We start from the raw sequence: 15,184 nt of genomic DNA on the forward strand, positions 1-15,184 counted from the left end.
CGACCCCGGAATCATTTGTACGAAATAAGGCCCCGCCCGATTTTCGGGTTATTCGTTCCTGGTCGAACGCGGCACATGGTGGGGGGAATCAGCAAGAGGCATGCCCGCCGCTGTTTTAAACGGTATATTTTTTTAAGTCGTTATTCGTCTAATTTTTGAATCGCATATTCTCGACATGTAAAACGTTTGCGAGTTTGTTATTCATTAACAAGCTTTCTTTTATAAATGTAGAATTACAGTTTAATCAGACGATATTTAATGAAAATCGTGATTTGGAAATTCCTCGCGATGCTGACGCGGAGAAAACGTAACGTGTTGCTACGGCTTCGGCCGTAACGACACGACGTAACGTCCCGTTACGCACATGGAATCGTCCGATGAAAGCGCAGGTTCCGGTGCTCGCGACGATTCCCGCGCGCCGGTGTCGGCGCGCATCGCGCTCGCGCACATGTGTGCGCGCTGATGGCGGGTATTCTGTTTGCGCGCATATTCCGCCACCCCGTTAGCATGTGACGAATCGGACTTTGGTTGCCGCGCACGCGACGCTAAGATCGCCGATCCCGTAGATCGAGCGTTCCAGAACAATGAAAAAGTCCGCGTCGCCGTTGCATGCTTTTCGTTTCCGTGTCGTCTGCGCCGCGATTGCCGGCGCGCTGTCGCTTGCATCGTGCGGCGGCGTCGACAGCGATACGCCGTCGTCCCAGACGAACACCCCGCCGCCGCTGGCCGCGAAACGCCCGAACATCCTGTACATCATGGCCGACGATCTCGGCTATTCCGACATCCATGCATTCGGCGGCGAGATCAACACGCCGAACCTCGACGCGCTCGTCGCGTCGGGCCGCATCCTGTCGAACCATCACACGGGCACCGTCTGCGCGATCACGCGCGCGATGCTGGTGTCCGGCACCGACCACCATCTCGTCGGCGAAGGCACGATGGGCGTGCCGACCGACGAACGGCGCGGGCTGCCCGGCTACGAGGGCTACCTGAACGACCGTGCCCTGTCGTTCGCACAACTATTGAAGGACGCCGGCTACCACACGTACATCGCGGGCAAGTGGCACATCGGCTCGGGGATCGTCGGCAGCGCGACGGGCAGCGGGCAGACGCCCGACCAGTGGGGCTTCGAGCGCAGCTACGTGCTGCTCGGCGGCGCGGCGACGAATCACTTCGCGCACGAGCCGGCCGGCTCGTCGAACTACACGGAAGACGGCCGCTACGTGCAGCCTGGCCAGCCCGGCCAGCCGGGCGGCACGGGCGGCAGCCCGGCCGTGTTCTATTCGACCGATTTCTATACGCAGAAGCTGATCTCGTACATCGATTCGAACCAGCGCGACGGCAAGCCGTTCTTCGCGTACGCGGCCTACACGTCGCCGCACTGGCCGCTGCAGGTGCCCGAGCCATGGCTGCACAAGTACGCGGGCGTCTATGACGCCGGCTACGACGCGATCCGCAACGCACGGATCGCGCGGCAGAAGGCGCTCGGCCTGATCCCCGCCGATTTCAAGCCGTTCGACGGACTGCCTGAAACCACGGCTGCGTCGCCCGCGACCGCGAACAACGGCACGGCCGCCGCGAAATACATCAGCGCGGTGCATTCGGCCGCGGACGGCTACAGCGACTACGGCCCCGGCAAGGTCGACAAGCTGTGGTCGAGCCTGTCGCCGGCCGAGCGCCGTGCACAGGCGCGCTACATGGAGATCTATGCGGGGATGGTCGAGAACCTCGACTACAACATCGGCCTGCTGATCCAGCACCTGAAGGACATCGGCGAATACGACAACACGTTCATCATGTTCCAGTCGGACAACGGTGCGGAAGGCTGGCCGATCGATTCGGGCGCCGACCCGACGGCGACCGATACCGCGAACGGGCAGGATCCGATCTATTCGACGCTCGGCACCGACAACGGCAAGCAGAACGCGCAGCGCCTGCAGTACGGGTTGCGCTGGGCCGAAGTGAGCGCGTCGCCGTTCCGGCTCACGAAGGGCTATTCGGCCGAAGGCGGCGTCTCGACGCCGACGATCGTGCGCCTGCCGGGCCAGACGCAGCAGTTGCCGACGCTGCGCGCGTTCACGCACGTGACCGACAACACGGCGACGTTCCTCGCGGTCGCGGGCGTCACGCCGCCGTCGCAGCCGGCGCCGCCGCTCGTCAATACGCTGACGGGCGTCGACCAGAACAAGGGCAAGGTGATCTACAACAACCGCTACGTGTACCCGGTCACCGGCCAGTCGCTGCTGCCGGTGCTGACGGGCACGGCGACGGGCGAGGTGCATACCGCGCCGTTCGGCGACGAAGCGTACGGCCGCGCGTACCTGCGCAGCGCCGACGGCCGCTGGAAGGCGTTGTGGACCGAGCCGCCGCTCGGGCCGCTCGACGGTCACTGGCAGCTGTACGACCTCGCGGCGGATCGCGGCGAGACGACCGACGTGTCCGCGCAGAACCCGTCGGTGATCCGCACGCTCGTCGACCAGTGGAAGACCTACATGAGCAACGTCGGCGGTGTCGAACCGCTGCGTCCGCGCGGCTACTACTGAAGCCGGGAGCGACACGATGCGGTTCCGGTTCTGGACGATCGGCGCGGCGCTGGCCGGCACGCTGTTCGCCGCCGCGTTCGCGGCCGGCTATGCGAATCCCGTCGCACCGGCGGGCGGCGCCTTCGACGACGCGAATCGCGGCCGCGCGCTCGCGCCGCTGGGCTCGGAGCGACAGTGCGCGCGCTATTCGGGGCTGCCGGCCGGATGGCGCGACGACCCGAAGGCCGGGATGGTGCACCTGCGCGGCGGCGCGTTCGTGTTCGGCAGCACGCGCGGCTATGCGGACGAGCGCCCGGCGGGCGACGGCCGCACGCGTGTCGGCGGGTTCTGGATCGACCAGACCGACGTGACGATCGCGCAGTTCGCCGCGTTCGTGCAGGCGACCGGCTACGTGACCGAGGCCGAGCAGCAGGACGGGGCGGCCGTGTTCCATGTGCCGACGCGCGACGAGATGAACACGCGCGATCTTGCCTGGTGGTCGTGGGTGAAGGGCGCGTCGTGGCGTCACCCGCACGGGCCGGGCAGCGGCATCGACGGGCTCGGCAACCTGCCCGTCACGCTCGTCACGCAGCGCGATGCGCTCGCGTATGCGCGCTGGCTCGGCCGCGACCTGCCGACCGAAGCCGAATGGGAATACGCGGGCAAGGCCGGCCGCGACGACGCAGCGCTCGACGCGGCGCCGCGCGATGCGCAGGGCAAGCCGGCCGCGAACTACTGGCAGGGCGTGTTCCCGGTGCTCGATACGGCCGAGGACGGCCATGCGGGGCTCGCGCCCGTCGGCTGCTACGCGGCGAACGGGTTCCGGCTCTACGACATGATCGGCAATGCCTGGGAATGGACCAAGGACACGTACACGGGCCCGCACCAGTCGCATACGAACGGCGACACGGCGGCCGTCGCGCCGCCGACGCGGCGGCACGACACGCCGATGGTCATCAAGGGCGGCTCGTTCCTGTGCTCGCGCGACTACTGCGTGCGCTATCGCGCGTCGTCGCGCGAACAGCAGGAAGCCGATCTCGGCGCGTCGCATATCGGGTTTCGCACGATTCTGAGGGATGCGTCATGAAGCGCGTCGTGGTTTGCATGGGCGCGTGGCTGATGGCGGCGTGTGCAATCGTTCATTCGGGTTTGACCGTGGCCGCCGAATCGGCCGCACCGGCGGTACGCGTCGGCGTGACGCGCGGCGTACATGCGCAGATCCTGGACGAAGTGAAGCGGGTCGCCGCGTCGCGAGGATTCGGCATCGACGTCGTCGAATTCGACGATGCATCGCGCATCGACGCGGCACTGGCCGACGGCCGGATCGACGCAGCCAGCTTCGAGGATGCACAACAGCTTGCCGCGACGCGCGCGCAGAAGCGCTACGCGCTGACCGAAGTCGCGCCGACCGTCACGCTGCCGATGGCACTCTATTCGCGCAAGCTGAAGAACCTGAACGAACTGCAGCCCGGCGCGACGGTCGCGATTCCTGCCGATCCGCGCGGGATGGCGCGCTCGCTCGTGCTGCTGCAGAACGACACGCTGGTGACGCTGCGCGAGCGGGCCGGCCTGCGTGCGACGCTGCGCGACGTGACCGGCAACCGGCTCGGGCTGAAGCTCGTCGCGCTGCGCCGCGATCGCCTTTATGCTGCGCTCGACACGGCCGCGTTCGTCGCGATCGACAGCGACGATGCCGCGCGTGCCGGGCTGCAGCCCGCACGCGACAGCATCAGCATCGAGGATGCGCGCTCGCCGTATGCGAACGTGCTGACGGTGCGCGAGGCCGATCGCGCGAAGCCGTGGGTCACGCAGCTCGTCGCCGCGTATCACTCGGACGACGTCGCGCGCTTCATCCTCACGCGTTACCAGGATTCGGTGCGACGGCCGTGGTAGACACGTACCTGCTCGCGTGCAACGCATGCGGACGCTGCTGCAACAGCGCGCCGACGCTGTCGTTGCGCGAACTGTTTCGGCACGGGCATCGCTTCGTCGGTGCGCTGACGATCCGTCGCGTGCCGACGCGTCGAACCGGCGAGCGCTGGCGTGCGGGCGGTCGCGAGCACACGCTCGATGCGGAGGACGTCGCGGCGTCCGATGCGCTGTCGGCGCGGTTGTTTCATCGCACCGGCGGCGCGGGGAGCGAATGGATCGCGCTGACGCTGCAGGGCTACGACTATCCGTCGCTCGGCCGCTGCGCGGCGCTGGCCGACGACGGACGCTGCAGCGTGCATGCGGACAAGCCGTCGATCTGCCGCGCGGTGCCGCTCGATCCGATGCTGCCCGACCGCTTGCAGTCCCGTGTGCTGGCCGCGCGGCGCGACGATGCGGGATGGCTCGGTGCGAACTGCATCGTCGAAACGTCGAGCACGCAATCTGCTGTTGAATCGTCATTCCCGATTCCGTTGGTGACGGCCGGACAGGTCGCGGACCGTGCGGCGCTCGACGCGTATCGCGATGCGCTGGTATTCGAGCGCGCGGTGTGGCGGGATGCCGTGTTCGCATCGTTGACTGATGGCGGCCAGGATGTGCGGCATGCGCTGTCGCGGCTTGCGCCCGGCGGCTACCTGACCGTGTCGATCGTGCCGGTGCTGCTGGCCGTCGCATCGATATCAGCGCATTGCCGCGCACGCTGCCTCGCGTTCATCGACGCGCAACTCGCGTTGATCGGTGTGAACATCGAAGCAGCGCTCGCGCGCCGGCACGCCGACGACCGGCCCGCCACGCGCGAGTTGCGCGGCTTCGCGCAGGCGCTTGAACGGGCACGGCACGCCCTGGCCGCGATGCCGGCGCCCGCGGCCGGCATGCGCGAGGACGCCCCACGCATCGACGCGTGGCTCGCCGACCGGCCCGACCTCGATACGCTCGCCGCATAACGACGGCGGCCAGCCGCACGTGCCTTACAATCGGCGCTCTTTCAATCGCTTTCGATGGAGCGGGCATGTACGCGTCGACCTTCATTTTCCGTGCCGGGCAATACGACGACGAATTCCACCGGCTCGACCGGCAGATTGCCGACATGGCGCGCGCGACGCCCGGCTATCTCGGCGAGGAGACGTGGGAGAACGCCGAATCGGGGCTGATCCAGAACGTCTACTACTGGGAGTCGGAGGCGGCGCTGCAGCAGCTGATGCAGCACCCGGCGCATCTCGAGGCAAAGACGAAACAGGCGCGCTGGCTGGACGGCTATCGCGTCGTGATTTCGAAAGTGTTGCGCGAGTATGGCGACGGCAAGCTCACGCAACCGCATGCGGGCCAATCCGCCTGATTGGCTGTCTGATTCATTTCTTTCGCGTTACGGATCAATAACAACGCGCCGCACTCGGCAGCCCGCGTTTTCACGCGGGCTTCCGCGGGATCGCGTGCAATCAATTCTTCATCAAGCATGGCTAAGGTGGCGGGGCTTCACGTCGTCAGTCTGTCCACCCACAACGTCCTCACTCGATGTCGTACGGAGCCTTGTCCATGCCGAATCTCGCCTTGTCCGCGAAGCGCCGCCGCGCGCTGCGCGATCGTGCCGTTCCCGTCTTCGCACTGACGCTGATTGCCGCGAGCATCGGCGCACACGCTGCCCCGCATGACAACGACGGCGACAGCCGTTTCGCGCCGGGTTTCGTGCCGGGCTTCCTGGTCGTCAGCCGCAGCGTGTACGACAACGTGTCGGCCAACGTCTAGCCCGGCGCGATCCTGCCGCCGAACTGCGCGAAGACCACCGGTGGTTGCGGCGCGGCATCCGGCGCGCCGAACGACGGCACCTATCCGTACGTCTGGAACAACGACCGCTACGACGGCAGCTTCGGCATCACGTCGCGCATCTTCCTCGACCAGATCACGCCGGCAGGCGGTGTCGTCAGCACGCTCGAAGTGCCGAACAGCCTGCAGAAAGGCTTCGCGCACGACCAGCTGGTGACGAGCTTCAGCTCGAAGTCGGAGCTCGGCCTGCACCTGTCGCTCGACGGCCGCTATCTGACGTTCATGGGCTACGTCGCGCCGGTCAATACGGTCGACGTGTCGAACTCGAACACGCTGCTCGCGGTCGATACGACCAACCCGGACGGGCAGAACTTTTATCGCGCGATCGCGCGCGTCGATCGCCACGGGCATTTCCGCTTCACCGAGACGAACGCGTACAGCGGCAACAACGGCCGCGCGGCGATCCTGAACAATCGCGACGGCCGCGAGATCTACTACACGTCGGGCAACGCCGGCAACGGCGCGAACCCGCAGCCGGACAACGTGATCCTCGGCGCGGGCGCGCAGCTCATCGACGGCGCGAAGCATCACGAAGCGCAGCAGGATCCGGGCGTGCCGACGCCGCTCGCGAGCTTCTCGGTCACGGAACTCGGCGCGAAGGCCGACAAGATCGGCAAGGACGACAACTTCCGCGGCATCGCGGTGCACGACAACGTCGTGTACTACACGAAGGGCAGCGGCGGCAACGGCGTGAACACGGTGTACTTCGTCGATACGACCGGCACCGCGTGCCCGTCGGGCGTCGGCGTGCCGTCACCGAAGGCCGTGCTGCCGACCGCGCCGCTCGCGTACAACGCTGCCACGCTGCAGACGGCTGGCCTGCCGAACACCATGTGCGTGCTGGCCGGTTTCCCGAGCACGCCGAACAAGACCGCGACGACGCTCGCCTATCCGTTCGGGATCTGGTTCGCCGACGCGAACACGCTGTATGTCGCGGACGAGGGCGACGGCTACACGGGCGGCGCGGACCTGTACACGCACGCCGCTGCGCAGAAGACGGCGGGCCTGCAGAAGTGGGTTTACGACGCGGGTACGAATCAGTGGAAGCTCGCGTACACGCTGCAGAACGGGTTGAACCTCGGTCAGCCGTATGCCGTCGCCGGCTATCCGGCGGGCAACAATTCGGCCACGGGCCTGCCGTGGGCACCGGCGACGGCCGGCCTGCGCAACCTGACGGGCCGCGTCGAGCGAGACGGCACGGTGACGATCTGGGCGATTACGTCGACCGTCAGCGGCAATGGCGACGTTGGTGCGGATCCGAACCGGCTGGTTGCAGTGCGTGACGTGTTGAAGAACACGAGCGCGGCGACGGCTGCGCATGAGCAATTCGCAGTGCTGCGGACTGCGAAGTTCGCGGAAGTGCTGCGGGGGATCGAGTTCGCGCCGGGGACGGATACGGGGCGGTCGCACTGAAGTAGGAGAGCCTCGGCTGATTGATGCCGGGTGACTCGGGCACGGCCGCGCGTTGGTGTGGCCGTGCCCTTCGACTTTGTCGTGGTACGGATTCAGCTGGCGCGTTGCGTTTCGCTGTCTTTCGGCTCAGCCCGAGCCGCACGCTGCCAGATCGGAAACATCGCATTCGTGTCTGATGCCTGCGCGTCGATGACGTTGCGGTGATCGACGCCCGGCATGCACGACGCATGGGGCGCACGCGTCGCAGGCGAGTGTGGGTGATTCGCGCGATGTCGAATGCGTGCCGGATACCCGGCCCCGCCATTCACCGGCTTGCACCGCATCAAAGCGCCTCAACCAGCAACCGCTTGCTTTTCTCGCAATACTCATGACAAGCCGCCCGCGCGGCAATCGACGCGCCATGCACGAACCGCGGCGCATCGGCCCGCCGCGACATCGACACGACGATCGACGGCGGCGACGGCTGCAGCGGCAACTCGACGACTTCGCCGCTTTCGATCAACGCATCGACGAACAGCACCGGAATCGCCGCCACGCCAAACCCGTCGCGCACGAGCTGCACGATCACCGAGATCGACGGCGAGCCGGTGATGCGCGTGTCCGACAGCGGCACGCCGTGCGCATGCGCGAGCGTGCGGACGATATCCTCCAGCGCGCGATGCGGCGCCGTACCGCGCCCGTAGGTGAGAATCGGCTGCCGCAGCACCTGCCTGGCGAGCCCCGTGCGCGTGTTCGGCAGCAGCCCCGCGCGCGCGATCCAGCGCACCGGGTAGTTCGCGAGCGCATCGCACACGACCGACGCCTCGTCGCTGCCTTCCACGCGGATGATCAGGTCGAGCTCGCCGGCCATCAGCCGGCGCTGCAGCACGACGCTGACGTCGACGGTCAGGTCGATCTCGAGCTGCGGATAGTCGGCCGCCAGCCGCCGCATGTAGTGCGGCAGCCAGCTGTGCACGACGGTCTCGATCACGCCGAGCCGCAGCTTGCCGCGCAGCGCGCGCTCGCCGGAGGCCGCGGCCTGCAGCTCCTGCGTCGCCTCGACCACGGCCTTCGCATAGCCGAGCAGGTATTCGCCGTTCGGCGTGAGCCGGAATTCGCGGCTGTCGCGGTCGACGAGTACCGTCTGCAGTTCGTCCTCGAGCGCTTTCAGGCGCTGCGAGATCGCGGCCGGCGTCGCGTGCAGCGCGGCGGCCGTCGTGCGGAAGTTGCGCAACTTCGCGAGCGTGACGAAGGTTTCGAGAAAACGCGTGTTCATGGCGGTCGGACGGGAAGGTGAGCGCGCACTTTGCCGGTGAGGAAAAGTGAACGGAGCCGGGGAAAACCCCAAGATCCGTTAAGAAATTCTATACACGAAGCGCAAAAAAACTCGTTGGCGACAAAATTTTTTCTTTTCTACTCTTCGCTGTATCCGATGACACGGCACCGTCATCCCGACGCCACACCGATCCGCGACAGAACCTCATGACCCCTTCCGAATTCCGCCAGTCCGTGCGCCACGGCGCGTTCCGCGGCCCGACCGCCGGCCACTGCGGCCCGTACGCGCAAGCGAACCTCGCGATCCTGCCCGACGCGTTCGCGCACGATTTCCTGCGCTTCTGCCAGGCGAACCCGAAAGCCTGCCCGCTGCTGGGCGTCGGCGAACCGGGCGCGTTCCGGGTCGACGTCCTCGGCGAGGATCTCGACATCCGCACCGACGTGCCGAGCTACAACGTCTACCGCGACGGCCGCCTGACCGAACGCGTCGAATCGCTGGAGGCACTGTGGCGCGACGATTTCGTCGTGTTCGCGATCGGCTGCTCGTTCTCGTTCGAGGACATGCTGGCGCGCGAAGGCATCGGCCTGCGCCATGTGGAGGAGGGGCGCAACGTGCCGATGTACCGCACGTCGATCCCGAATCGCCGCGCGGGGATCTTCGGCGGCCAGCTCGTCGTGTCGATGCGGCCGATGCGCGGCGCCGACGCGATTCGGGCGGTGCAGATCACCAGCCGGTTTCCGGGCGTGCACGGCGCGCCGATCCATCTCGGCGATCCGCGCGAGTTGGGCATCACCGACCTGAACGCCCCCGAATTCGGCGACGCGGTGACGATCCGCGACGGCGAGCTGCCGGTGTTCTGGGCGTGCGGCGTGACGCCGCAAACCGCGCTGATGGACGCGAAGCTGCCGATCGCGATCGCGCATACGCCCGGCCACATGCTGATGACCGACATCACGAACGCGTCGCTGGCCGTGTTCTGAGCCCGGACGACGACAACCCGACCCGCACGGCACGCCGCACGCGCGACAATCATTCGACGGCGCATAACGACAGGAGCACCACCATGGAAAGCAAGACCCTCGCGGCGCACGCCGCGGAGCCCGCGAGCCCCGAGCGTAACGGCCTGTTCTCGTGGTACGGGGACGCGCAGCCGCGCGAGCGCCGCGCGTTCTGGAGCTGCAAGGTCGGCTACATGCTCGACGGGATGGACACGCAGATGCTGTCGTTCGTGATCCCGACGCTCGTCGCGACCTGGGGCATCTCGCTCGCCGACGCGGGCTTCATCGGCACGATTACGCTGCTCGCGTCGGCGCTCGGCGGCTGGATCGCGGGCATCCTGTCCGACCGGATCGGCCGCGTGCGCACGCTGCAGCTCACGGTGCTGTGGTTCGCCGTGTTCACCGCGCTGTGCGGGCTCGCGCAGAACTACCACCAGCTGCTCGCGGCGCGCGCGCTGATGGGCTTCGGCTTCGGCGGCGAATGGACGGCCGGCGCGGTGCTGATCGGCGAAGTGATCCGCGCGCGTGATCGCGGCCGGGCGGTCGGCCTCGTGCAGTCGGGCTGGGCGATCGGCTGGGGGCTGTGCGCGCTGCTGTATGCGCTGCTGTTCTCGGTGCTGCCGGCCGAGCAGGCGTGGCGCGCGCTGTTCCTCGTTGGCCTCGCACCGGCGCTGCTGGTCGTCGCGATCCGTCGCTACGTGAAGGAGCCGGACGTCTACGAGAAGGAGAAGGCCGCGCAGGCGAAAGTGGCCGATGCGCCGCGCCTCACCGAGATCTTCGCGCCGAAGCTGATCACGACGACGCTGCGCGCGGCGCTGCTGACCACCGGCGCGCAGGGCGGCTACTACGCGATCACGACGTGGCTGCCGACCTTCCTGAAGACCGAGCGTCACCTCACGGTGATGGGCACCGGCGGCTATCTCGCGATGATCATCTTCGGCTCGTGGGTCGGCTACCTGACGAGCGCGTACCTGACCGACCGCCTGGGCCGCAAGCCGAACTTCATCCTGTTCGCGGTCGGCTCGATGGTGATCGCGTTCGCGTACACGTCGCTGAACCTGACCAACGCGTCGATGCTGTGGCTCGGCTTTCCGCTCGGCTTCTTCGCATCGGGCATCTTCTCGGGGATGGGCGCGTTCCTCACCGAACTGTTCCCGACCCGCGTGCGCGGTTCCGGCCAGGGCTTCTGCTACAACGTGGGCCGCGCGATCGGTGCGCTGTTCCCGTTCCTGATCGGCGCGCTGTCCAAGCAATACGGGCTCGGCACGAGCATCGGCATCTTCGCGGTCGCCGCGTACGGCGTGGTGATCGTCGCCGCGCTGACGCTGCCCGAGACTCGCGGCCGCGAACTCGACGCCGCGTAAGCGGCGGGGCAGCCCGCCCTTCATTTTTCTTCCCCTTTGACCGACCCCGTGACACGGCGCGCGACGCGCGCCGTGCGGCGGCGCTCATCCCTCGATTCCACGACGCATCGACCCGACATCATGACAGACCGACACCTTTCCTCCGTTCCGTCCGACGCCGCACGCTGGCAATTCTGGATCGACCGCGGCGGCACTTTCACCGACATCGTCGCGCGCCGGCCCGACGGCACGCTCGTCACGCACAAGCTGCTGTCGGAGAACCCCGAGCAGTACCGCGACGCGGCCGTGGCCGGCATTCGCCACCTGCTCGGCCTCGCGGCCGGCGAGCCGATCACGCCCGAGCGCGTCGACATGGTGAAGATGGGCACGACGGTCGCGACCAACGCGCTGCTCGAACGCAAGGGCGAACGCACGGCGCTCGCGACGACGCGCGGCTTTCGCGACGTGCTGCGCATCGCGTACCAGAACCGGCCGCGCCTGTTCGATCTCGACATCGTGCTGCCCGACGCGCTGTACGAGGCCGTCGTCGAGATCGACGAGCGCATCGGCGCGCACGGCGAAATCGTCGTGCCGTTCGATGCGCAGGGCGCCGAAGCGTCACTGCGCCGCGTGTTCGACTCGGGCGTGCGCGCGCTCGCGATCGTGCTGATCCACGGCTATCGCTACACCGCGCACGAACGCGCGCTGGGGGACCTGGCGCGCCGCATCGGCTTCACGCAGGTGTCGGTGTCGCACGAGGTGTCGCCGTTGATGAAGATGGTGTCGCGCGGCGATACGACGGTAGTCGACGCGTACCTGTCGCCGATCCTGCGCCGCTATGTCGAGCAGGTCGCGCACGAGATGCCGGGCGTGAACCTGCAGTTCATGCAGAGCAGCGGCGGGCTGACGCGCGCCGATGCGTTCCAGGGCAAGGACGCGATCCTGTCGGGCCCGGCCGGCGGCATCGTCGGGATGGTGCGCGCCGCGCAGGCGGCCGGCTTCGAGCGCGTGATCGGCTTCGACATGGGCGGCACGTCGACCGACGTGTCGCACTATCACGGCGAGTTCGAGCGCGTGTTCGAGACGCAGGTGGCCGGCGTGCGGATGCGCGCGCCGATGATGAGTATCCATACTGTGGCCGCGGGCGGCGGCTCGGTGCTCGGCTTCGACGGCGCGCGGCTGCGCGTCGGGCCAGAGTCGGCCGGCGCGAACCCGGGGCCGGCCGCCTATCGGCGCGGCGGCCCGCTGACGGTGACCGACTGCAACGTGATGCTCGGCAAGATCCAGCCCGATCATTTCCCGCGCGTGTTCGGCCCGCACGCGGACGAACCGCTCGACCGCGACGGCGTGGTCGCGAAGTTCGCCGCGCTCGCCGACGAGATCCACGCGGCGACCGGGCGGCGCGAGACGCCCGAGGCGCTCGCCGAAGGCTTCCTGGAAATCGCGATCGGCAGCATGGCGAACGCAATCAAGAAGATTTCCGTGCAGCGCGGCCACGACGTGTCGCGCTACGTGCTGACGACGTTCGGCGGCGCGGGCGGCCAGCACGCGTGCGGCGTCGCCGACGCGCTCGGCATGACGCAGGTGTTCGCGCATCCGCTGGCGGGCGTGCTGTCCGCATACGGGATGGGCCTCGCCGACCAGACCGCGATGCGCGAGCGCGCGGTCGAGGCCGTGTTGTCCGACGATTCGCTGCCGGCGCTGAATGCCGCGCTCGACCGGCTGGCCGACGAGGCCGTCGGCGCGCTGCTCGAACAGGGCGTGCCGCCGGAGCGGATCGCGACCGAGCGGCGCGTGCACCTGCGCTACCAGGGCACCGATTCGGCGCTCGACGTGCCGGCCGGCAGCGTCGCCGAGATGCAGCACGCGTTCGAGGCCGCCTACCGGCAGCGCTACGCGTTCCTGATGCCCGGCACGCCGCTCGTCGCCGAGCTCGCGTCGGTCGAGGCGATCGGCCGCTCCGACGCGCCGGTGGAGATCGCCCCGCTCGCGCCGCGCCACGCGGGCAACGGCGACGATGCCGCGCCGCGCGCCCATTCCGCGGTGCGCTTCCATTCCGGCGGCCAATGGCACGACGCGGCGCTCTACGTGCGCGACACGCTGCTGGCCGGCGACGCGATCGACGGCCCGGCGATCGTCGCGGAGCAGAACGGCACGACCGTCGTCGAGCCCGGCTGGCGCGCGCAGATGACCGCGCAGGGCAACCTCGTGCTGACGCGCACGACGCCGCTGCCGACGCGCCGCTCGCTCGGCACCGATGCCGACCCGGTGCGGCTCGAGATCTTCAACAACCTGTTCATGTCGATCGCCGAGCAGATGGGGCTGCGGCTGCAGAACACCGCGTACTCGGTGAACATCAAGGAGCGGCTCGACTTCTCGTGCGCGATCTTCGACGGCGACGGCAACCTGATCGCGAACGCGCCGCACATGCCCGTGCACCTCGGCTCGATGGGCGAGAGCATCCGCACGGTGATCGAGCGCAACCGCGGCCGCATGCGCGACGGCGACGTGTTCATGCTGAACGACCCGTATCACGGCGGCACGCACCTGCCGGACGTGACGGTCATCACGCCGGTGTTCGCGGACGGGTCGGACGCGCCGCTGTTCTACGTCGGCTCGCGCGGCCACCACGCGGACATCGGCGGCACGACGCCGGGCTCGATGCCGCCCGATTCGACCCACATCGACGAGGAGGGCGTGCTGATCGACAACTGGCAGCTCGTGTCGGCCGGCACGCTGCGCGATGCGCAAACCCGCGCGCTGCTCGCATCGGGCCGCTACCCGGCGCGCAACGTCGAGCAGAACATGGCCGACCTGCGCGCGCAGGTCGCCGCGAACCAGAAGGGCGTCGACGAGTTGCGCCGGATGGTCGCGCAGTTCGGCCGCGACGTCGTGCTCGCGTTCATGGGGCACGTGCAGGACAACGCGGAAGAAGCCGTGCGGCGCGTGATCGGCGCGCTGCAGGACGGCGCGTACCGCTACCCGCTCGACAACGGCGCGGAGATTCGCGTCGCGATCCGCGTCGACCGGGCGGCGCGGCGCGCGGAAATCGATTTCACGGGCACGTCCGCGCAGCTCGACAACAACTTCAACGCGCCGAAGGCCGTGTGCATGGCCGCCGTGCTGTACGTGTTCCGCACGCTGGTCGGCGACGACATCCCGCTGAACGCCGGCTGCCTGAAGCCGCTCACGGTGATCGTGCCCGCCCGCTCGATGCTGAACCCCGAGTATCCGGCGGCGGTCGTGTCGGGCAACGTCGAGACGTCGTCGGCCATCACCAACGCGCTGTACGGCGCGCTCGGCTGCGTCGCGTCGAGCCAGGGAACGATGAACAACTTCACATTCGGCAACGATCGCTACCAGTACTACGAGACGATTGCGGGCGGCAGTGGCGCCGGCGACGGGTTCGCGGGCGTCGGCGCGGTGCAGACGCACATGACGAACTCGCGGCTCACCGATCCGGAGGTGCTCGAATGGCGCTACCCGGTGCGGCTCGACTCGCACCGGATCCGCGCCGGGTCGGGCGGCGGCGGGCGCTGGCGCGGCGGCGACGGCGCGGTGCGGCGGATTCGCTTCCTCGAGCCGATGACCGCGTCGATCCTGTCGAACAACCGGATCCACGCACCGTTCGGCGCGGCGGGCGGCGAGGCCGGCGCGCTCGGCCGCAACACGATCGAGCGCGCGGACGGCACGGTCGAGGCGCTCGACCATATCGGCCGCGCGCAGATGGCGCCGGGTGATGTATTCGTCGTCGAAACGCCGGGCGGCGGCGGATACGGCGCGGCGGGCTGAGCCGGGCAGCTGGTGCCGGCGTGCCGCGCCGGTGCTCGAACGGCATTGCAACGGACTGTGGAATAAAGCTGCGCATTGACGCACCAAAGGAATCAAATTCGACGGAAAGTC

At 68.1% G+C, this 15,184-nt stretch carries 11 protein-coding genes; 10 read left to right on the top strand and 1 reads right to left on the bottom strand.

Annotated features, from left to right (window positions below; genetic code table 11):
• Positions 1 to 584: 584 nt before the first annotated feature.
• The 7 genes from QZM35_RS01125 (at position 585) to QZM35_RS01155 (ending at position 7,685) form a co-directional block, all read left to right on the top strand.
• A complete protein-coding gene (locus QZM35_RS01125) occupies positions 585 to 2,543 on the top strand; it encodes an arylsulfatase (protein ID WP_301775239.1) in 1,959 nt (652 codons plus the stop codon).
• A gap of 16 nt (positions 2,544 to 2,559) precedes the next feature.
• Positions 2,560 to 3,609 (top strand): formylglycine-generating enzyme family protein, encoded by a 1,050-nt coding sequence (locus QZM35_RS01130; protein ID WP_089432168.1) that lies wholly within the window; start codon positions 2,560 to 2,562, stop codon positions 3,607 to 3,609.
• The gene (locus QZM35_RS01135; RefSeq protein ID WP_089432169.1) at positions 3,606 to 4,415 is read left to right on the top strand and encodes a MetQ/NlpA family lipoprotein; all 810 of its coding nucleotides are present in this window, start codon (positions 3,606 to 3,608) and stop codon (positions 4,413 to 4,415) included. The genes QZM35_RS01130 and QZM35_RS01135 overlap by 4 nt, the downstream gene beginning before the upstream one ends.
• Entirely contained in the window at positions 4,409 to 5,395 is a 987-nt protein-coding gene (locus tag QZM35_RS01140; protein ID WP_301775240.1) for a YkgJ family cysteine cluster protein, read from the top strand. The genes QZM35_RS01135 and QZM35_RS01140 overlap by 7 nt, the downstream gene beginning before the upstream one ends.
• 65 nt (positions 5,396 to 5,460) lie before the next feature.
• Entirely contained in the window at positions 5,461 to 5,787 is a 327-nt protein-coding gene (locus QZM35_RS01145) for an antibiotic biosynthesis monooxygenase (RefSeq protein WP_039354446.1), read from the top strand.
• 197 nt (positions 5,788 to 5,984) lie between these two features.
• Positions 5,985 to 6,194 carry a hypothetical protein gene (locus QZM35_RS01150; RefSeq protein ID WP_301775241.1) on the top strand — a complete coding sequence of 70 codons (210 nt, stop codon included), beginning with the start codon at positions 5,985 to 5,987 and terminating at the stop codon, positions 6,192 to 6,194.
• Positions 6,195 to 6,383: 189 nt separating this feature from the next.
• Positions 6,384 to 7,685: a hypothetical protein gene (locus tag QZM35_RS01155; RefSeq protein ID WP_301775242.1), complete on the top strand. Its 1,302-nt coding sequence runs from the start codon at positions 6,384 to 6,386 to the stop codon at positions 7,683 to 7,685.
• Between the two features lie 322 nt (positions 7,686 to 8,007).
• On the opposite strand, the gene QZM35_RS01160 is transcribed toward QZM35_RS01155, so the two are convergent.
• Positions 8,008 to 8,940: a LysR family transcriptional regulator gene (locus QZM35_RS01160; RefSeq protein ID WP_089428277.1), complete on the bottom strand. Its 933-nt coding sequence runs from the start codon at positions 8,938 to 8,940 to the stop codon at positions 8,008 to 8,010.
• Positions 8,941 to 9,146: 206 nt separating this feature from the next.
• On the opposite strand from QZM35_RS01160, the gene QZM35_RS01165 reads away from it, so the two are divergent.
• The 3 genes from QZM35_RS01165 to QZM35_RS01175 all read left to right on the top strand — a co-directional run bounded on the left by QZM35_RS01165 (position 9,147) and on the right by QZM35_RS01175 (position 15,073).
• The gene (locus QZM35_RS01165) at positions 9,147 to 9,920 is read left to right on the top strand and encodes a putative hydro-lyase (RefSeq protein WP_089474194.1); all 774 of its coding nucleotides are present in this window, start codon (positions 9,147 to 9,149) and stop codon (positions 9,918 to 9,920) included.
• 83 nt (positions 9,921 to 10,003) lie between these two features.
• Positions 10,004 to 11,302 carry an MFS transporter gene (locus QZM35_RS01170; RefSeq protein ID WP_089432173.1) on the top strand — a complete coding sequence of 433 codons (1,299 nt, stop codon included), beginning with the start codon at positions 10,004 to 10,006 and terminating at the stop codon, positions 11,300 to 11,302.
• A 120-nt stretch (positions 11,303 to 11,422) separates the two neighbouring features.
• A complete protein-coding gene (locus QZM35_RS01175; RefSeq protein WP_301775243.1) occupies positions 11,423 to 15,073 on the top strand; it encodes a hydantoinase B/oxoprolinase family protein in 3,651 nt (1,216 codons plus the stop codon).
• The last annotated feature ends 111 nt before the right edge of the window (positions 15,074 to 15,184 follow it).

It is taken from the genome of Burkholderia sp. AU45274 (assembly GCF_030482505.1).
Classification (GTDB): domain Bacteria; phylum Pseudomonadota; class Gammaproteobacteria; order Burkholderiales; family Burkholderiaceae; genus Burkholderia.